We start from the raw sequence: 18,961 nt of genomic DNA, 5'->3' as shown, positions 1-18,961 counted from the left end.
GATGGCCCAGGTACCGGCGACACCAAAGGCGCGACGCGCCATGACGCGGCTTGCGGCAGCAACGCTGGGTCCGCGCTGGACGCTTGACCACATGGACCTGCAGTCCTCCGAGCGGCAGGCCCTGGAGCGGCGCGCGGACGGTGCGGCCCGGCCGCCACATGACCCGGCTGTGGTTTTCCTGATCCCACTTGTCGGCAGGCACCATGTGGGCAACTGGGCCGATGTCGAGGCACGGCTGCGGGCCACCGTCGACAGCCTGATTGGCCAGACATCGGACCGCTGGGTGGCGGTGATCTGCGGGCAGGATGCGCCCGACACTATCCCTTTCAACGATCAGATCCGTTTCCATCGGTTCACGACGCCCGTCCCGGGCAATGACAAATGGGCCAAGCTCGCGCAGCTATGCCAGACACTTCCGCATCTCGGGGTCACGTCGGGCTACGCCATGACGTTCGATGCCGACGACCTTCTGAACCGACGCGCGGTAGAGGAGATGGTCCGGCGCAAGGCATCCGGTGGATACCTCGTCACCCGTGGTCTGGTGCTCGATGCGCAAAGCCGCCAGATCGGCCAATGCGCGCCGCAATCGCTGCTGGCACCGGGGCGTAAGGCCTTCTGGAAGATGTGCGGCAGCTGCGCGGCATGGCGTTTCGACCTTAGCGTGGACACCCGCGACGCAGAGTTCCTCGCCGCCGCCACCGCACATGAACACCGAATGTTCCCCTATCTCGCCGCGCTCGCCGGTCGGCCCATGACGCCCCTCAACCAGGACGGCGCGATGTATATCGTCAATCACGGCGAGAACTTTGGGGTTCGTCGAGGCAGGGTCGGATTCAAGACCCGCTATGTCACCCGCTTTCCCGTCACATCCGACGCCCAACGCGCCCGGATCGAAGCCGATTTCCCGATGGCGTGATCCGGGCCGTATGGTCCGGGTCTGCAATGGTTGGCTGCCGCCGCAGCACCGCGAACGTGCCGCCGGGTCACGCCGGGAGCGGGTTGAGGAGCTTGTTTTGCGGTTTGCATGCATGTCGGGAAGGGTTGGCGCTCTTCGGTATCTTCCCGCAAGGCGCGTGACGCTGCCGCCGCTGATGCTCGAAGCGGCTGCCGCCGGGGCTCTGCCGGTGCCGACGGGAATGCCTGCGGTGGGTCCTTGATTGGTATGACCCGACTGGAACCATCGAAAGAGCGCCGTTGGCTTGGGGCACGGAACGCACAATGAGCGCAGAAGCCGGTGCCGGGAGGTCGGGTGAAGCTTGCAGCAGGGCAGCGGGGTTCGCGAGGTGTCTGATCGGACTCGCGGAACCGGAAAGCGCGACGGCTGATTGGACTCTTCGGGAACAGCCCGAAGGGTCCAGCCCGCATTGAAATCAGAGTGCACGACTTCGGCCTCCACCGCCGATTCGCAGACGTGTTGTGCACGGGACGTTCAAGCCTCGTTCAACTCAGGGATCCCGGCGAATGTTGGCTGATGTAGGCGTCACCGGCCCTCGCTCCAGTCTGGAGTCGAGAAGGCGACCGATTGCACGGGTAGGACACGGCGCGAGACCGGAGGGCCATGGCTCGGGCTCCGGTGTCGGGCTGCCCGGTGGAAACGGACGTTCAGGTTTGCCGCTGGTCGCCCTCGGTACGGTTGCATAGCCTGCCCGGTGCCGATTGCACGGCCCCTGTTCCGATCGGTTCCCCGGGGCGGAGAGACAAAAAAAGACCGGCCTCCCGGGCCGATCCTTCCTCACGTATTCCTTGCCTGCGACATCGCTCAGCTCAGATGGGTCTTCACCTGGCAGCCAACGGCACCAAAATCCATCTGGCCCATGTATTTGGCTTTCAGTGTGCCCATGACCTTGCCCATGTCGCGGATACTCTGCGCGCCGGTTTCGGTGATCGCGGCGGAAATTGCCTTCTGGATTTCGTCGTCGTTGAGTTGACGCGGCAGAAACTCCTCGATGACCTCGATCTCGGCACGTTCCTTCTCGGCCAGTTCCAGCCGCCCGCCTTCCTCGTAGACACGCGCGCTCTCCAGCCGTTGCTTGACCATCTTGCCCAGGATGACCAGCAGCTCTGAATCCGGCACGCCCTCTGTCGAATTCTCCGTGCGAACCGCGATATCACGGTCCTTGATGGCGGCCGAGATCAGCCGCAGGGTCGACAGGCGATCCGCCTGCTTGTTGCGCATGGCGTCCTTGAGTGCCGCGCTGACCCGGTCTCGCAGTTGCGTCATTGAGATGTCCTTTGGGTTCCCCAACCTCGAAGAACGTCTTTATCGGTTCGGGGCACCGGAGGCAAGCTGTCGCACAATCGCCCTTTGCTCGCACGGCCGACCGGGGCCTTCCAGGACCGTGATCGCACATTCGATGCGGCGGGCGGAAATGAAAAAGGCCCCGGGTGGTCCGGGGCCTTCTGGTCATTTGCATACCGAACCGAAGCGGTCAGTGAGCGGGGCTCTTGTCCCACTCCTCCTGCTTGGGGAGCGTTTCGAACGTGTGCTCCGGCGGCGGGCAGGGGAGTGTCCACTCCAGCGTGTCCGCATGCTCGTTCCAGTAGTTCTCCTCGGTGATCTTTGCACCACGGCGCAGCGTCACCCACACGATGTAGAAGAACAGCAGGAACGACGCAAAGGACAGGAAGGCCCCGAGCGAACTGATGTAGTTCCACTGCGCAAAGGCCTCCGGATAGTCGATATACCGGCGTGGCATGCCTTGGCGGCCAAGGAAGTGCTGCGGGAAGAAGGTCAGGTTCACACCGATGAAGAACAGCCAGAAGTGTACCTTGCCAAGGAACTCCGGGTATTCGCGGCCGCCCATCTTGCCGATCCAGAAATACACTCCGGCGAAGATGGTGAAGGCTGCGCCCATCGACATGGTGTAGTGGAAGTGGGCAACGACGTAGTAGGTGTCGTGATAGGCCCGGTCCACGCCTGCCTGGCTGAGAACGATGCCGGTCACGCCGCCGACGGTAAAGAGCAGCAGGAAGCCCATCGCGAACAGCATGGGCGTCTTGAACTCGACCGAGCCGCCCCACATCGTTGCGATCCAACTGAAGATCTTGATGCCCGTGGGCACCGCGATCACCATCGTCGCCAGCATGAAATAGCTCTGCTGGCTGAGCGACATGCCCACGGTGTACATGTGGTGTGCCCAGACGACGAAGCCGAGCACGCCGATGGCGACCATGGCATAGACCATCGGCAGGTAGCCGAAGATTGGCTTGCGCGAGAAGGTCGCGATCACCTGGGAGGCAATGCCGAAGCCCGGCACGATCACGATGTAGACTTCCGGGTGGCCGAAGAACCACAGGATGTGCTGGTAGAGGACCGGGTCACCGCCACCGGCCGGATCGAAGAAGGTCGTACCAAAATTCCGATCCGTCAGAAGCATCGTGATGGCACCCGCCAGCACTGGCAGCGACAGGAGAATCAGCCAGGCCGTGACGAAAATCGACCACGCAAAGAGCGGCACCTTGTGCAGCGTCATGCCCGGTGCGCGCATGTTGAGGAAGGTGGTGATCATGTTGATCGCACCGAGGATCGACGAGGCGCCGGAGACGTGTACGGCGAAGATCGCCAGATCCATCGAGTAGCCGCCCTCGTTGACGCTGAGCGGCGGGTAGAGCACCCAGCCCACGCCCGAACCCAGTTGCCCGTTGCCGCCCGGAGACAGGACCGACGCAACGGCAAGGCAGCAGCCGGCGAAATACATCCAGAAGCTGAGGTTGTTCAGCCGCGGGAAGGCCATGTCCGGTGCGCCAATCTGCAACGGCATGAAATAGTTGCCAAAACCGCCGAAGAGCGCCGGGATGACGACGAAGAACATCATCAGGATCCCGTGTGCCGTGATCAGCACATTCCAGATGTGGCCGTTCGGGGTACAACCTTCCGTGCTCGACGCGAAGACCCGGAAGCCCTCCAGGCACATGTGCTGGACGCCGGGCTGCATCAGCTCGATCCGCATCAGTACGGTGAAGAACACCGCAATGAAACCGACCGCGGCCGAAACAACGAGATAGAGAATCCCGATATCCTTGTGGTTTGTGGACATGAACCAGCGTGTGAAAAATCCACGCTCGTCTTCATGATCATGTCCCTGGATGGCTGCATCCGCCATGTAGCTCCTCCGGAGTTTTCTTGTCCTGTTCGTGAGGCGCACCTGTCCTGTCGGGCGCCCGCGTGTCCGCCGGTGACATTAGGGTGAACGGGAAGGAGCGGCAACAAGCAATGCGCCTTCCGCATGGCCAATATGCGTGATTCTGAATGCTATGACCGGTCAAGGCCCAAATCCGCGCCGACATGTGCACGGCCAATGGCCAACCTGGTCCCCACGACAGGAGTAGACGGATGATTCCGCACAATGGTAGTGTTCAGCGAATCGATCTCGGAACACATTGGAAAACGAATGATTTTGTCGTCCATGAAGACCTATGCCGCGAGCCTCGCATTGGCGAGTGCAGGCAGCTTTGCTGCGGGCGCGGTGCAGGCCGCAAACCTGTCCTTCGACGAAAACGGCGCCGCGCCCTGCACATACGCCAGCAGCCCCGGTCCGCTGGACAACGCATACACCGCGCTTGGTGTGACCTTCTCCGGAGGTTGGCATATCCTCGGCGAGTGCGGCGGATTTGGCGTCCCGGCTCTGAGCGGGTCCAACTTCCTGACCTACAACACGTCAGTTACGACGAACACCGTGACGATGACCTTCGATGCGCCAATTTCGCAGATCAGCGGTTTTCTCGGCGGGTCATTCGAAACCGACTGGAGCATCACCACCTCCGCCGGCGGTCCGGCAGAGGTTGTCAGCAACCTGTCCAGCGCCTATGTGCCGTTCAGCCTCTCGGGGAGCTTTACGAGCGTCTCGATCGCAGGCGGTTCAAGTTCCGGCGTACTGGAGGACCTGAGTTTCAGCGATATCGCCGCGGTGCCGGTTCCGGCCGGCGGGTTGCTCCTGCTCTCTGCGATTGGCGGTGCGGTCGTGCTCCGCAGGCGCCGCAGAGGCTGACACTCGCCGCAAGTACCGGCCTCTCATCCGGAGTTTCGGCTTGAATCCTCGTCCCCAAAGGGCGTAGGGGATTTGTCGATATTTGTAACTCCGGACACAGATGACAGTCATCGCGGCTCCCTCCGCCACGCCTTCCAACGTGGCCATTTTCAGGATGGCGTGGCCGCTGGGCCTCAAAGCCATGATGCTGCACGGCATCGTGGTGATCGATGCGTGGCTGGTCTCCGCACTCGGAGAGCCCGCGCTGGCGGCGATGGGGCTGGCGGCGTCTATCGCCGGGTTGATCCTCGGCACCCTGATGGCGTTCTCAAATGCTGCGCAGGTCCGCATCGCACAGGCGTACGGCTCCGGTGACCCGGTCTCGCTCAAGACGGGGCTCTATGTCGGTATCCTGATCAACGTCGCCTCCGCCGCACTCGGTATCGGCCTGGTGGCGCTGTTCGGCGATGATATCATCCGTGCCTTCGCGCACACCCCCTGGATTGCCGATCAGGCCATCAGCTACCTGCAAGTCTTCCTCTTGGTCGTGGTATTCGAGGCATTCGGGCAGGTGCTGGGCAGTCACTTCAATGGCTGCGGCAAGACATTGATGCCTGCCAAGAGCTATCTTCTCGCCATCCCGATCAACGTTGTCACGTCCTACGTTTTGATTCATGGGCATTGGGGGCTGCCGGAACTCGGCGTGTCCGGTGCCGCCGTGGGCAGCGCCATTGCCGCCATGACACGGATGCTGTTTCTCGGCGCCGGACTCTGGCGGATGAACCGTGCCTATCTCGGCGTCGAGGGGTGGCGGAACGGGACGCTTCGGGCCTCGATCCACCGCCACCTCGTCTTCGCCCTGCCCATCGCCGGGACGTTCATTTCGATGACCATCGTCAACAACATCTGCATGCTGATCTACGCGAAGATGAGCGTGAACGATTTTGCGGCGATGACGCTGATCCAGCCTTGGGTCCTTGTGGCCGGCAACTTCAGCACCGCATGGGGCATGGCCACGGGAATCGCCGTGGCCCAGCTTCTGGGCAGCAACGTGCCGGGTGACGATCTGGTGGTGTTTCTGAAACGGGCGTGGCGGGGGGCTTTCGTTGCGGCGATCGTGGTGTCACTCTGTTTCCTCGGTTTGTCGCTCTCGGTCCAGGGGATCTATGGCCAGCTCGAAGCGCAGACGCGGGCGGCGCTCTGGAGTTTCCTGCCATTCCTTCTGGTGCTGCCGTTCCCGCGCGGGTCGAACCTGATGTGCGGTCATACGTTGCGCGCGAGCGGTGACACCGTCTATCCGATGAAGGTGCATGTCTGTTCGCAGTGGCTCGTTCGGCTACCGCTTACGGCGGCTTTCATCCTGTGGCTGGATCTCTCGGTGACCTGGGTTTTCGCGCTGGTTCTGTTCGAGGAGTTCGTGAAGCTCCCGTTTTTTCACAGTCGCATCCTGAAAGGCGAGTGGAAGAAGGGCCTGAAAGAGGACGACTAGGCCCTTCTGGGTCGCGCGCGACGAGCCATCCTGCGGCCGGCCGAGGCGGATTCTGTGCTGGCCGCGCCGACTTGCGAGGCGCGTAGAAGGATTGGCGTTGCCAGATCCCAGCCCGCTTGTTTGCGTTTTGCTGCTGGTGGAAAGTGGCCGGGGCGCGTTCGTCCCTGCCGATACCAGCCAGCAATGCGGGTTGGGGGCGCTCCGGGCGGAATGCCTGTTCGGGTTCGTGGCTGCCGATCCCTGTTGCAGCCCGAAGTCAGGCCGGATCGGGAGTGTCGACAGTCATCCGATAAAGGCCCGCGCAAGTGTCAGCGTCACCGGGAGCGTCACGAAGCTGAGCAGGGTTTGGACGGTAATCACCGCTGCCATCAGCGGCGCGTTTCCGCCCATCTGCCGAGCAAGCGTGTATGCCGCGACACCCGTCGGTAGCGCCGCAAAGATGATCGCCACCTCCGCTGTCAGCGGCGCGGGCTGAAGAAGGGCCAATGCCAGCAAGACGCCGGACGGGAAAATCACGAATTTTCCGACGGTTGCGGCGATGATTGCGAGCGCGTCCCCTTGCAGGCCGCGGATCTTCAGATTGGCGCCCACGCACATCAGCATGATGGGCAGTGCCGCGTTTCCGAGGATACGTGCGAACTCGTGGAGTACGGGCACTTCGTTCCATCCGGCAAGGTTGAAGCCAACGCCGGCGATGATGGACAGGATCAGGGGATTGCGCGCCAACTCTCCCAGAAGTCCGCCGCGTCCGCTGCCAAGTTGCTGCGACAGAAGCGAGACCACCATAATGTTCACCACCGGAATCAGCAGCGCCGAGCCGAGCACCGCCGTCTGAAGCCCAGAGGCACCGAAAAGGGCCTCGGCCAGCGACAGGCCGATGAAGGTGTTGAAACGCGCGCTGCCTTGCAGGATCGAGCTCGCATCCTTTGCCCTCCAGCGGCGCCCGAGGAACCATCCGCAAGCGATCGCAGCAAAGAAGCCGACATAGAGCACGATGGCAAGCGACCAGATCTCCGGACTGGTCAGGTCCGCCGCCGAGATCTTTGCGAAGAACAACGCGGGCATGAGGACCCAGTAGACAAGCTTGTCGTTGAGGTTCCAGAACTCGGTCGACGGTATGCCGCCCCGACGCAGCCCGTAGCCGGTCATGATGAGCAGGAACACCGGGGCGATGGCAATGAAGATTGTGATCATGGCATGGCCCTAGCGCCTCGCGGCCCAGGCGTCCATCCAGTTGCGTCCTTGGACTGGTACACCTGCGGGCGCGCGCTGTCCGCTGCCCGAACGCGCATCTTCTTGATGTGCCATTGCTGCCACCCCGGTCGCATTGCATTGCGGGGGCGCGCGCAGCGCGGCAAATCCCTGTTTGACGTCCGGGAACACGGGTTCGTGAACCAAGGCAGAAGATCCGCCGGCACTTCGCTTTCCCACGATCTCCGCGATGGACCCCAGCAGGTCCTGTGTGCCGGTGTCTGGCTGCGCAATGCGCCAGTGACAGCCCATTCTGTCATCAGTTGCAGCCCAGAGAGGGCCCAGCTGTCGGCCGGCAGCCAATGGCGGTGCCGCGCAGCCCCACCATGGCCGGGGCAGGAAATCGATCGCTTGAACGTCGGATCCCTGGTCTCCGTTCACATCCTTTGCGTCGCTTCCCGGTCAGGGTGCCGCACGTGCATGGATCGGGTCGGCCACGGGATCTGCCACAGGTGTGGGGAGGGTGTCCTTGAACGTCGATCGCAGGGCCACATCGAGGTCCGCCATCGTGACCGGCAGGCCGAGGTCCACCAGGCTGGTCACCCCATGCCCGGTGATGCCGCAGGGAACGATTCCTGCGAAATGCTCGAGCTCCGGTTCAACGTTGATGGAAATGCCATGGAAGCTGACCCACTTGCGCAGGCGAATGCCGATCGCGGCGATCTTGTCCTCACGCGGGGTGCCGTCGGGCAAGGCGGCCAGTTCCGGCCGTTGCACCCAGACACCAACGCGCCCCGGCCGGGTTTCTCCGCGGACGTTGAATGTGTCCAGCGTGGCAATGACCCATCGTTCCAGAGCCTCGACAAATGCGCGGACGTCGCGCCCACGCCGGTTGAGGTCGAGCATCACATAGACGACGCGTTGCCCCGGACCGTGATAGGTGTATTGGCCGCCACGCTTGCTCTCGAAGACGGGAAATCGCTCGGGATCCTTCAGGTCCTCGATTCGGGCGGAGGTGCCCGCCGTGTAGAGCGGGGGGTGTTCGAGAAGCCAGATCGCCTCGTCCTCCTTGCCGGCATGAATCGCAGCGACGCGTCGCTCCATTTCGGCAACGGCGACCTCGTATGGAACCTGTTCCGGACTGACGATCCACTCAACCATGCAACGCTCCTGCCAGTGTCTGAAGGCTCCGGCACAGATAGGCCGACCTTCGTCGCGGCGCAAATGCGGAAAAGTGAAAAAACCGCTTTTCTTCCCCGGGAGGCTTCGCTAAATACGCCGAGCCTACCTGATCACGTGCGGTCGTGGCGGAATTGGTAGACGCGCAGCGTTGAGGTCGCTGTGGGGTAACTCCCGTGGAAGTTCGAGTCTTCTCGACCGCACCATCAAGTTCTTGAAATGGTAATCCGTTCAATGGCTTGTCTGGCACCGATCCGCCAGAGGGGCCAATTGGTCCTCGTCCCTCGCGTTAATGATCATCTTGCCGATCTCCTACCTGAACGCCTTGGCCTCCGCAGTGTTGGTAGCTTTCCACAGCCGCGCAGGCAGCCATAGCGGAACTACGTGATTGGAAAAAACCACGTGTCTCGACAGTTTGGCATCGAGCGACAAGTGACCCTAGGTCAGGCGACCCTTGGTCCGGTCCGTTTCGAACCAACTGGAGACAGTGATGAAAGCGAAGATCATCTTGGCACTTTGAGGCGTTGTCTTGGCCGCAGCCTGTACAACCAATGCCGATGGAACAACGTCCATGGGCGTAGTGGAAAGCCCCGCTTGGCACCAAACAACGTCGATGGAGAACAAGGTTGCCTACTTCACAAGGAAGTGCTCGGCTTACGGTTTCCAGCCTGGTTCGCCGGACATGCGAATGTGCGTGATGCAGTCAATAGACGGCAGCGCATCCGATGCTCGGAAGACCATGTCGCAAGCATTCTCAGACGCAGGTCGTGACATTCAGGAGATGAACCAGCCCGGCGAGGTCAAGTTCCCGGAAAGAACCAATTGTACTACCACGGGTTCAGGAAACGCGCTCCACACCAACTGCACCACTTGGTAGAACTAGTAGGCGGTCGTGTCGATCAAAGCCTCACCTGAAATGTGTGTGGGGGTCTCATCGTCGCCGGGTTCAGGAAACCGCCTCTCGCGCCGTCAGCCACGGCTCTACAGTCAGACCGAGCGGGTCTGCGGCGCGCTCCCGTCGCCTTTCTGGGTGGGCGTCCCACGAAGGCGAACACAGTTGCTCAGCCACCACGCCGTCCTTTCAGATGGTGACCCCGTGGCAGGTGCGAGGCGGCCGGCTGAATAGCTTTCGATTTCCACTCTTTCTGGTGGTCTCCCTTGGTCTGACATCAGCTTGTGACTGGGGATCAAAGGCGTATTGCCGGTGTCGCGGTGTCGCGGTGTCGCGGTGTCGCGGTGTCGCGGTGTCGCGGTGTCGCGGTGTCGCGGTGTCGCGGTGTCGCGGCGTCGCGCGTCCGGGGGCACCAGGAGCGATGCCCGATGAGGGGCGCTGAGCGTGCCAGTTTCAGTTCACCGGTTGGACCCCCCCTCCTGCCAAAGGTTTTCGCGGAAAGCGTACTTGCGTGATAGGCTGGGCTTCTCAGGTCGGGGAGGTCGTGTCACATGCCCATCGGAAGCCCAGGAGCCGATTTCGATCCAAGGACGATACACATCGAGACCGCCCGGGTCCTGGGGCATGAACCCAGCCACTATGGTGTCATCGATGTCGGATCCAACTCGATGCGGCTTGTGGTCTATGACGATCTGTCCAGGGCTCCGTTTCCGAGGTTCAACGAAAAGTCGCTCGTGGCCTTGGGGGAGGGTCTGGACGCGGATGGGGCCTTCACCAAAGTTGCGATGGATAGGGCATTGGCGGCCTTGGGCCGATTCAAGGCTATTTCCGATGCCATGGGTGTCGGTCGGGTGGATGTCATTGCCACCGAAGCCATGCGCCGGGCCACGAATGGCAGCGATTTGCTCGCAAGGATTGAGGCAGAGACCGGGTTCAGGCCTCGGCTGCTGTCGGGGGCCGAGGAGGCGACACATGCCGCGCTCGGTGTCATCTCCGGTTTCTTCCAACCGCGTGGGCTCGTTGGCGACATTGGCGGCGGCAGTCTCGAAATTGCGGAAGTCCTCGGCGATCATGTGGGCGAACGTAAGGTCAGTATGCCCCTCGGGGCGCTCCCGGTTCGTGCCATGCTGGAGCAGGGCCAAAAGGCGTCGAAGAAGCAGGTCGACGAGATTCTCGACGCCGGTCTTCCGCCCCTTTTGACGGAACCCGTGTTCTATGCTGTTGGCGGTGGGTGGCGGGCGCTCGCACGGATCCATATGGCCATGACGGATTGGCCGATCGGTGTCGTCCACGGGTATGAACTGCCTGCGGAAGAGATCCTCGAACTTGCGAAATCTGTTGCCCGCATGTCGCCGGAGGAGGTGGCGGAGTTGCCCGATGTGCCGGGCAGGAGGGTCGATACATTGTCCGCCTCTGCATTGGTGATGTGGCGTCTTCTGCGCAAGCTGGAGCCGGAGCGTGTCGTGTTCTCGGCGCTCGGGCTGCGGGAGGGGTGGCTCTATGCGCAACTGGGCGAGGCCGAACGATATCGCGATCCATTGATCGAGGGGGCACTTGCAATCGGCCTGAGAGACGCGCGCGTGCCGCAATTCTCGGAGGCGCTGGGGCAATGGACGGAAGACCTCTTTCCGGGTGAGACGCAAAGTGACCGTCGTCTGCGCCTTGCGGTTTGTGCGCTCACCGATATCGCGTGGCGCGATCACCAGAAGATCCGTGCAGCAGAGAGCTTCATGCGGATCCTGCAATTCCCGTTTATCGGGATCTCACACCCGGAACGGGCATTCCTGGCGACCGCCATCATGTCGCGATACGGCGGAAAGCCAGCCAAGCTGGATACCCGGGCCACCGAAATCCTGTCACCGACGGCAATGCGAAAGGCCGAGGTCCTTGGCCGGGCGTTGCTGCTTGGCCACCGGTTCTCCGCCAGCGTACCTGATATCCTCGGGCACTCCAGTCTCAGGATCGAGTCTGATGCGGTTAGGCTCGGGATATCTCGGTCTTCGCAAGTGCCTGACAGTGACACCGTAAGAACCCGGTTGTTCCAACTGGCCAGGGTTCTCGACATGGAAGCGGCAATCGACACACCGGCCAGCTGAGCCTGGGGGCGCTCGGGAACGGGAATGTTCGGTTCCGTGCGACCGACACAAGCAGTACGTTGGATCTCGTCGCCAGTGGCCTCGGATCAGATGGTACATGGGCAATGCTCTCGTGCGACCGGCACAGATTGCCAAAATCAATGCCCAGCAGCATCTCAGCCAACCCGATGACGACCATGAGAGTGCAATTGACACTTCGAAGGTCCTGGTCCCTGCGGCGGTTGGAAAGTCGCCACCTTCGCGGATCGGATTTAGACGCGCCTGCCAAGGGTGCAGGCTGCTTGCACAAAACCGCTCGCTAGGCGCAAGCGTCCTCCAATATGGCGTTCAGGGCCTTTGGGTCGTTCACGGCAATGCCGTTGTAGCTTGTCGTCACGTACCCGAGGCGCGCCAACCGCCGCAGGATAGTTCCGGCCCAGTTGCGCGAGAGGTTGGCGGCGCCCGCGAGGTCCTGCTGCGTGACTGGCACCGCACCCGATCTGTCATCGCACGCGCCGCGACCGCGCAGGCCAGCGAATCGCAAGAGAACGGCGATCAGGCGCGCCTCTGAATCGGCGATCAAAAGGTCGGCACCGGCAAGTGCAGCGGTGTCGCCGTATTCGAGTGACAGGGTAACGAGATGGCGCCACCACTCCGGTCGTTCATCCAGCAGGGCAAGTACCCGGTGGCGCGGAATCCTGGCGCAGGCGACCGGTGATCGCGCCAGGGCTGTGGCGATCCGCGCCTGTTCAGACACGATCGGGCGGTAGCCCATCCAGAAGACGGAAGGCGCAATATGCAGGATAGGAGAGGCCGGCTGACCAAAGGACACGTGGAACGCGACGAATCCGTCGGCAAGACCGATCAGGTCGCCGCCTTCATCGCCTGCAAGGGTCAGTTGATCTCCGGTTGCGAACCGTCGCCACTCCGCCTCGGCAAGCAGGCTCGACCGGAATTCCGGGTCTGTACCGGCAAGCCATCCGCGGGTGGAGAGGGTCTCCATGCCTGCATCGCTGTCCACGTCAACCTCCGTCTAAGAAATGTGGGAATCGGACGCATTTGACCACTGGTTGTCAATCGTGTGTCGTGGAGTCTGCTAGCCTTGGTCATTGCCGGATGGAGATGCCCAACTACAATTCTCATGGGCATCCGTACCGAGACGGTTGAACAGGAGGGATTGATGAAGCTTTTTTCTGGAGTGGCCGGCCTTGTGGCCGTCGCCGCAACGCCGATCCTGGCACAAGATGCGGTCGCGCCGGATACTTACATCCGTGCCGAGGTAGACATGTCGTTTGCGCAGTTCCAGCTGAATGCGGGCAGCGACGTCAATCGCTTCTACTATATTCGCAAACCGACTCCGCTTGATGCGCAGGCGGTGGTGCGAATGAACCGCGATACGCTCTATGCGGGCGCTGTTGTCGACACCGAGGGCGGAGCAACAGTCACGATCCCGGAGTTTCCCGACGACCGCTACTTCTCTATCCTCGTCATCGACAACGACCACTACGCGCCGGTCGTGTTCTACGAGCCGGGCACGTACGACATTCCCGGCGATACGAAGTACGTGTCACTGATCATGCGCATACAGATCATGGACCCGGACGACCCGGAGGACGTGGCACTGGTCAACGAGATGCAGAACAGATTCAGGATCGATGCATCGAGTCACGACCTGTTCTCCGAACCCAACTGGGACGTGGACAGCATGCTTGCCCTGCGCGCGGAGTACGAAAAAGAATTCCAGAAGTTTGCCCAATACGAACCGGACTGGATGGGGCCGCGCGGTGAGGTCAATGAGGAAACGCGGCATCTCGCGGTGGCCGGGGCCTGGGGGCTCTTTCCGGAAAAAGATGCCGTTTACATCAACTACACCGGCCCCGCGTCCGCGGAGGCGTGCTACACGGCCACCTACGACGTCCCGCCGAACGATGCATTCTGGTCGATCACGGTCTATGGCGCCGACGGGTTCATGGAGAGTGACAACAACATCGTCAACGACCGCAACGTGACATTGAACGACGATGGCACCTTCTCGGTCCACTACGGGTCCGAAGCGCTGTGCGGCGAACAGCCAAACCGGGTTGATATCACCGACGGCTGGAACTTCCTGATGCGCATCTACCGCCCCGGACAGGCGGTGTTGGAGCGGAGCTACACACTGCCCGAGGTTGAAGAGGTCTCCCGATGAAATCCCGACTTGTAGCAACAGCCATCGCAGCCGCCTTCCTTGTTGGTCCTGCCAGCGCAGACGGCACTGAGGTGACGCTTGAGAACTTCACCATCGCCGAAACCGACCGCTACATGACCGAGCATTCGGCCGAACACGCAGTCAACACGATCCGCCATGCGCGGGACCCCTCTGGCCCAGACAATCAGTTCGTCATCACGGAGAACAAGGATGTGCTCTATAGCCATGCGGTGGTCGACACCGAAGGTGGGGTGACGATCACCAATCCCGATTGGGACTACCTCACGATGATCCAGATCATCGACGAGGCGCACTATACGCTGCACGTGCTCTATGCCGGCGAAAGCGTCACGCTGACGCCGGACGACCTGACCACTGGGCGCTACGTTTTTCTCAACATGCGAACCGGGCTGAAATCGACCGACGATGCGGGAGTTGCCGCCGCCCACGCCCACCAGGACGGCTTTGTGATCGAGGCAAGCTCCGCCGAGCCCTACATCCCAAAGGGGTTCGACAGCGAGAGCCTGGATGCCGTGCGTGCGTCTTTGGTGGCGCGTGCCGGGGAGGCCGACAAACCGGAGTTGTTTTTCGGTCGCCCAGAAGACGTGGATCCCGAGATGTTCCTGATTGCCACTGCCAAGGGCTGGGGCGGGTTGCCCTACAAGGACGCCGTCTACATCTCGACCATCGTGCCGGAAGGCGCGTCCGCAGAGGGCGCCTGTTCGGCAATGACATTGCCCCGACCACCCCTGAAATACGACGAAGGCGCCTTCTTTTCGGTTACAACCTACAGCGCCGAGAGCTGGATCGTAGAAGAGAACTTCGCTCTGAACGATCGCGCGGCCGAGGCCAACGAGGACGACTCGATCACCTTCCGCTACAATTGCCCGGGCCAGCCGAACAACATCGATGTGCAACCCGGCTGGACCCAGGTTATTCGCCTCTACCAACCGGAAAGTGCCGAGGCGATCTCCGCTTATGTCCAGCGCATCAATGCGGAGGTTCGTGTCGAGCCTGTCGAGTGATCGTGCTTAATGATGTCATTTAGACACTACTGCGCCCAAGCGGGTGCTCTATCCCATCGATAGCTCGGCCCCCGAACTGCCGGGTTCTCGAGCACGCCAAGGTGCCGGGCGTTGTCGATGGTGTCGATGCCACTGAAGTCATGCGGGCCGAGCCGACGATCCAACGCCCGCTGAAGGCCGGACGCAGGTGATCTGCGATCGGTCGGGTCTTCGGGCCAGATCGCTCACCGGCATAGCCTTCTGGAGCATACTCAATTGATTTGGATTGGTGGTTTTCTGGTACCGCCTCCCTGGCTTGAACAGGGGACCTCTGGATCCACAATCCAGCGCTCTAACCAACTGAGCTAAGGCGGCACAGGGCGCTCATTTATCGCGAGCCGATGCCGGGTGCAAGTCCCCGTTTCGGTCTCAAAGCTCGATTTCCCAATTTTGCTCCACCAGGTCATGGCCGAAGTGGTGGACCGGGGTTTCGCGCGTGCAGGAAAATCCATTGGCGGCATAAAGCGCGCAGGCGGCCTCGTGGCTCTTGTGTGTCCAAAGGACCATTCGTCTGTACCCGACACCGCGGGCGAACTCCATGCAGGCGTGCAGCAGCCGCAGGCCGAGCTTCTGTCCGCGGGCATCCGGTTCCAGGAAAAACAGGCGGAGCCGGGCGGTTTCGGCATCGTCCCGGACACAGAATATGCAGCCGAGGCGACGCCCCCATGGTGTTTCCGCGATCCAGCCGCGCTCTTCGGCGGGGTCGTGACTGGCGACGAATTCCGACAGAATCCGAGCCACGAGGGCTTCGAAACTGGAATCGAACCCCTCCGCTTCGGCGTAATACTCGCCGTGCCGCTGGATGATCCAGCCCGCATCGCCGGGCCGGAGTGTTCGAAGCCTGCAATCCGGCCGGGCAGGGGGCGGCTCTGGTGCGAGGGCGTCGGCGACCACATCTAGGGCGTCGAGCGTTGCCTCCAGGTCCTCTGGTTCCAGATGGGCGATCTGCGCCGCGACACCCCGCCGGGATGCTGCCTCCAGTGGCGCAAGCCGCGCACGTCCTGCCTGGGTCAACCGGAGCAGACGGCGGCGCGCATCCGCAAGGTCCGCCAGGCGTTCGATCCAATCGTCTTTTTCGAACCGGGTCAGGATCCGGCTCACATAGCCCTCGTCCAGACCAAGTCCCTTGCACAGGTCCCGGGCCGTGACGGCGCCATCGCCCAGGCCGATGTCATGCAGCACGCGCACGTCCGTCAACGTCAGTCCGGAGTCCAGATAGCTGCGATTGAGCAGCCCCAACGCGCGCGTGTAACGGCGGTTGAATGCACGGATGCGGTCGATCTGGTCCATCCGGGTCTCCTTCGGCGAAACCATCGATCAAATACTTGATCCAGTCAAGTAAATGGCCGAAAGCCCCCTTGCTCCCGCCCGATGGCCACGCTAGGGCGGGCAGACCACGTCACAGGAGGCTCCCATGGGGATCGACAAGGAAAGCGACATCGCCGCCAATCTTCAGATCGGCCCCACGTCGCTCGGAATGGTCCGGATTTTCGTCGAGGCGGAAGGTGTCGACCTGCCGCTGGATTTCGAGCCCGACGAGGCATTGGAGATTGCCGAGGAATTGCGCGGCGCGGCGGAGCGCGCCCAGGCAATGAAAAAGAAGTAGTCAGCCCTCGATCAGGCCGCGAATGCCGGGGTCGCGATAGGTCTGTAGCCGGCTCGCGGCATGGCGTGCGAACTTCTGCGTCATGACCTTGCGCCGGGCTCCGGCCAGCTTGGACTCGGGGCCCATGCGCACGATCTCTGCATCGTAGGCGTCGGCGAGGATCAACCCTGTCTCTTCCGGCAGCAACTCTGTCGGAAAGTCCTCATCCACAGCCCAGAAGAAACGATCGCACCACTCCAGGTATCCCTGCCACTTGTGGTCGGATGTGAAATCGACGCGGCTGGACTTGCATTCCACGACCCAAATCTCGCCCTTGCGGCCAAGCGCCATGACATCCACCCGCAACCCGGGCGTCGGCACCAACTCTTCGACCGTTACGAAACCATGACTTGGCAAATGCCTGCACACGCCTCGCGCCAGCAGTTGCCCGGGCATCATAGCCTCGGTGGGAGAGGGCAGGGGATCGTTCATGCGGGCAGAGTGAACAATTCGTGAACGTTTGGCAAGGCCTGTTGGCGGCTTGGCTTCCCGATCCAAGGGTGGGAGAGCGATCAAGCGGAGTAAAGCCGTTGGATTTGGCGGTCGCCCGCAGGGAAAGCCCGGGCAGATCGGTGAGTCGGAACGACACTTGACGAGATACCATTTGGTATCGTATGAAAGTGATACCGATAGGTATCGTAATCGGCCGGTCAATTCGGGAAGGAAAGGCACCATGAACCTCGCCCCGCAACCAGCGTTTCGCGCATTGTCCGATCCGACGCGGCGGGAGATCCTCGTGTTGCTCCGAGACAGGGAAATGACCATCGCCCAGGTGGCGGAGAATTTCGACATGACCCGGGCGGCGGTCAAGAAACACCTGACGGTTCTCGCCGACGGCGGGCTGATCACGACCCGCGCGGAAGGGCGCGAACGATACAACCGACTGAATCCACTGGGCATGGCGCCCGTTCTCGACTGGCTCACCGTTTTCGATGCCTTCTGGGATGACCGCCTCGCCTCTCTCAAAGCTGCCATTGAGGAGGAAACGCAATGAGCAACACGATCCGGAAAAGCATCTATCTGGCCGCCCCGAAGAAGCGCGTCTGGGCCTTCCTGACCGATCCTGAGAAACTGTCGCTCTGGTTCCACAAGCCGGCCGCGACACTGACGCCCGGACCCTACGAAATGTGCGGGACAGAGAGCGGGAAGGCGCTCATGTGGGGCGAGGTGCTGCGCGCCGATCCTCATGATCTGCTGGAATACACCTTCACGATCAAGCCGATGAACGGCGCCAGCAGCCATGTCAAATGGCAGCTCGAAGATGTGCCGGGGGGCACGCGGCTCAGTCTGGAGCACTCGGAGCTGCCGGAGGGCGAGGCCGCGTTCGGGCTCACGCTCGCTCTAGACGAGGGCTGGGACGACCACCTGCGGCGCATGCGTGTGCTGGCGCCAAAAGAGGACGAAAGAGCGGCCTGACCCCTTGCGCGGCCATGGTCCGCGCCCTACGTAGGCTGTCGGCGGATCTGTCCTTCCCGTGCCGGGGCCAAATTCCAGTGGCCTTAAGCAATTCCGAGGGAGCTGGCTCTGTCCGGACCCTGGTTCGGTTACCTGGCGCCCACCTGTATATACAGGTCCTCGGGAATGAGTCGCCCTCACGGTTGCGCACGGTCCCCGCCACGCCTTCGGGCATCTGTTCACCGGTTTCGGTCAGGCTCTTTCGACCCTGGCCGAAACGGTGCGCAGCGCCCACACGTCCCCTCCCACTGGTATCGCGCGTCGACTGGCGCTCCTTTTCAACGCCTTGGAATGCGGTGTGCGAGTGCAAGCTATCGGTAAGAACGAAACTATTGGGGCCGACGTGGTCGCCTTGGGAGCTTTCTGTTCCCTCAGCGTGGCTCGTCGGTCGAAACAGCCAGCCTGCCGTCTTCGGGGACGGTTGGCGTCGCAAAGGTGATACGTTTGCCGCGCCCTGTATCGTCGTCGTCGCGGCCCATGCGCATCACCGAAATGCCGAACTGCACGCCGGCAAAGACCACGCCGTTGAAGATCCAGAGCATCCCGACCGCGACCCAACCGCCATCGGTGTGGGTCACGAGATGCCAGAGATTGGCAACATTCAACCACAGCAGCAACGCCACGAAACAGGCCGACAGCAGGTAGCCGATGGCAACCTGGCGGATGTAGAGGTGAACGAGCTTCGGCATGGACGTTCCTTCCGGGTGACGGCCCGTGGTGGGCGATGACAATCTCTTTCATTGCAAGATAGCGTGGGGTCGGACACGATCCAATCCCCTTCTTGAATATGTATCGGGGCCAAGACCTGTGCCCCAC

General features: G+C 61.9%; 17 protein-coding genes and 2 tRNA genes. 10 read left to right on the top strand and 9 right to left on the bottom strand.

Annotation, left to right across the window (positions count from 1 at the left end; all coding sequences use genetic code 11):
- Nucleotide 1 precedes the first annotated feature (1 nt).
- Nucleotides 2-916, top strand: coding sequence for a glycosyltransferase family protein (locus tag CLV78_RS06330; protein WP_106203947.1), 915 nt, complete (start codon nt 2-4; stop codon nt 914-916).
- Nucleotides 917-1,759: 843 nt separating this feature from the next.
- Here CLV78_RS06330 and CLV78_RS06320 read toward each other — a convergent pair.
- Both CLV78_RS06320 and ctaD read right to left on the bottom strand, forming a co-directional pair.
- A complete protein-coding gene (locus tag CLV78_RS06320) occupies nt 1,760-2,221 on the bottom strand; it encodes a GatB/YqeY domain-containing protein (protein ID WP_106203945.1) in 462 nt (153 codons plus the stop codon).
- A gap of 208 nt (nt 2,222-2,429) precedes the next feature.
- Complete coding sequence (ctaD, locus tag CLV78_RS06315; protein WP_106203944.1) at nt 2,430-4,103, bottom strand: cytochrome c oxidase subunit I; 1,674 nt, start codon at nt 4,101-4,103, stop codon at nt 2,430-2,432.
- Nucleotides 4,104-4,391: 288 nt separating this feature from the next.
- On the opposite strand from ctaD, the gene CLV78_RS06310 reads away from it, so the two are divergent.
- Nucleotides 4,392-4,988, top strand: a complete 597-nt coding sequence (locus CLV78_RS06310) for a VPLPA-CTERM sorting domain-containing protein (RefSeq protein ID WP_211300955.1) — start codon at nt 4,392-4,394, stop codon at nt 4,986-4,988.
- A gap of 100 nt (nt 4,989-5,088) precedes the next feature.
- On the top strand, nt 5,089-6,456 hold the full coding sequence (locus CLV78_RS06305) for an MATE family efflux transporter (RefSeq protein ID WP_106203942.1): 1,368 nt from the start codon (nt 5,089-5,091) through the stop codon (nt 6,454-6,456).
- A 282-nt stretch (nt 6,457-6,738) separates the two neighbouring features.
- Here CLV78_RS06305 and CLV78_RS06300 read toward each other — a convergent pair whose 3' ends face one another.
- Both CLV78_RS06300 and lipB read right to left on the bottom strand, forming a co-directional pair.
- Entirely contained in the window at nt 6,739-7,650 is a 912-nt protein-coding gene (locus CLV78_RS06300) for an AEC family transporter (RefSeq protein ID WP_106203941.1), read from the bottom strand.
- A gap of 459 nt (nt 7,651-8,109) precedes the next feature.
- Nucleotides 8,110-8,808 (bottom strand): lipoyl(octanoyl) transferase LipB, encoded by a 699-nt coding sequence (gene lipB / locus CLV78_RS06290; protein ID WP_106203939.1) that lies wholly within the window; start codon nt 8,806-8,808, stop codon nt 8,110-8,112.
- A gap of 137 nt (nt 8,809-8,945) precedes the next feature.
- Between lipB and CLV78_RS06285 the strand changes: the two genes are divergently transcribed.
- Nucleotides 8,946-9,032, top strand: a tRNA-Leu gene (locus CLV78_RS06285).
- 1,237 nt (nt 9,033-10,269) lie between these two features.
- A complete protein-coding gene (locus CLV78_RS06275; protein ID WP_106203937.1) occupies nt 10,270-11,814 on the top strand; it encodes a Ppx/GppA phosphatase family protein in 1,545 nt (514 codons plus the stop codon).
- Between the two features lie 298 nt (nt 11,815-12,112).
- On the opposite strand, the gene CLV78_RS06270 is transcribed toward CLV78_RS06275, so the two are convergent.
- The gene (locus tag CLV78_RS06270; protein ID WP_106203936.1) at nt 12,113-12,814 is read right to left on the bottom strand and encodes a Crp/Fnr family transcriptional regulator; all 702 of its coding nucleotides are present in this window, start codon (nt 12,812-12,814) and stop codon (nt 12,113-12,115) included.
- Between the two features lie 159 nt (nt 12,815-12,973).
- Between CLV78_RS06270 and CLV78_RS06265 the strand changes: the two genes are divergently transcribed.
- Together CLV78_RS06265 and CLV78_RS06260 are read left to right on the top strand one after the other, a co-directional pair.
- Entirely contained in the window at nt 12,974-13,981 is a 1,008-nt protein-coding gene (locus tag CLV78_RS06265; protein ID WP_106204485.1) for a DUF1254 domain-containing protein, read from the top strand.
- The gene (locus CLV78_RS06260; RefSeq protein ID WP_106203935.1) at nt 13,978-15,006 is read left to right on the top strand and encodes a DUF1254 domain-containing protein; all 1,029 of its coding nucleotides are present in this window, start codon (nt 13,978-13,980) and stop codon (nt 15,004-15,006) included. Before CLV78_RS06265 ends, CLV78_RS06260 begins: the two co-directional genes overlap by 4 nt.
- 277 nt (nt 15,007-15,283) lie before the next feature.
- On the opposite strand, the gene CLV78_RS06255 is transcribed toward CLV78_RS06260, so the two are convergent.
- Both CLV78_RS06255 and CLV78_RS24855 read right to left on the bottom strand, forming a co-directional pair.
- Nucleotides 15,284-15,360 (bottom strand) — tRNA-His (locus tag CLV78_RS06255).
- A 54-nt stretch (nt 15,361-15,414) separates the two neighbouring features.
- Nucleotides 15,415-16,335 carry a bifunctional helix-turn-helix transcriptional regulator/GNAT family N-acetyltransferase gene (locus CLV78_RS24855; protein ID WP_158263456.1) on the bottom strand — a complete coding sequence of 307 codons (921 nt, stop codon included), beginning with the start codon at nt 16,333-16,335 and terminating at the stop codon, nt 15,415-15,417.
- 124 nt (nt 16,336-16,459) lie between these two features.
- On the opposite strand from CLV78_RS24855, the gene CLV78_RS06245 reads away from it, so the two are divergent.
- Nucleotides 16,460-16,651 carry a DUF6324 family protein gene (locus CLV78_RS06245; RefSeq protein ID WP_106203933.1) on the top strand — a complete coding sequence of 64 codons (192 nt, stop codon included), beginning with the start codon at nt 16,460-16,462 and terminating at the stop codon, nt 16,649-16,651.
- Here the strand turns inward: CLV78_RS06245 and CLV78_RS06240 are convergent, their stop codons facing one another.
- Entirely contained in the window at nt 16,652-17,086 is a 435-nt protein-coding gene (locus CLV78_RS06240) for an MmcB family DNA repair protein (RefSeq protein ID WP_245924854.1), read from the bottom strand.
- Between the two features lie 277 nt (nt 17,087-17,363).
- Between CLV78_RS06240 and CLV78_RS06235 the strand changes: the two genes are divergently transcribed.
- Together CLV78_RS06235 and CLV78_RS06230 are read left to right on the top strand one after the other, a co-directional pair.
- On the top strand, nt 17,364-17,684 hold the full coding sequence (locus CLV78_RS06235) for an ArsR/SmtB family transcription factor (RefSeq protein WP_106203931.1): 321 nt from the start codon (nt 17,364-17,366) through the stop codon (nt 17,682-17,684).
- Nucleotides 17,681-18,106, top strand: coding sequence for an SRPBCC family protein (locus CLV78_RS06230; RefSeq protein ID WP_106203930.1), 426 nt, complete (start codon nt 17,681-17,683; stop codon nt 18,104-18,106). The genes CLV78_RS06235 and CLV78_RS06230 overlap by 4 nt, the downstream gene beginning before the upstream one ends.
- A gap of 410 nt (nt 18,107-18,516) precedes the next feature.
- On the opposite strand, the gene CLV78_RS06225 is transcribed toward CLV78_RS06230, so the two are convergent.
- On the bottom strand, nt 18,517-18,834 hold the full coding sequence (locus CLV78_RS06225; protein WP_106203929.1) for a hypothetical protein: 318 nt from the start codon (nt 18,832-18,834) through the stop codon (nt 18,517-18,519).
- Between the last annotated feature and the right edge of the window lie 127 nt (nt 18,835-18,961).

The organism is Aliiruegeria haliotis (assembly GCF_003003255.1).
GTDB classification, from domain to species: domain Bacteria; phylum Pseudomonadota; class Alphaproteobacteria; order Rhodobacterales; family Rhodobacteraceae; genus Tropicimonas; species Tropicimonas haliotis.
The sequence above is the reverse complement of the archived record's forward strand: the minus strand, read 5'-3'. Positions and strand labels throughout refer to the sequence as shown.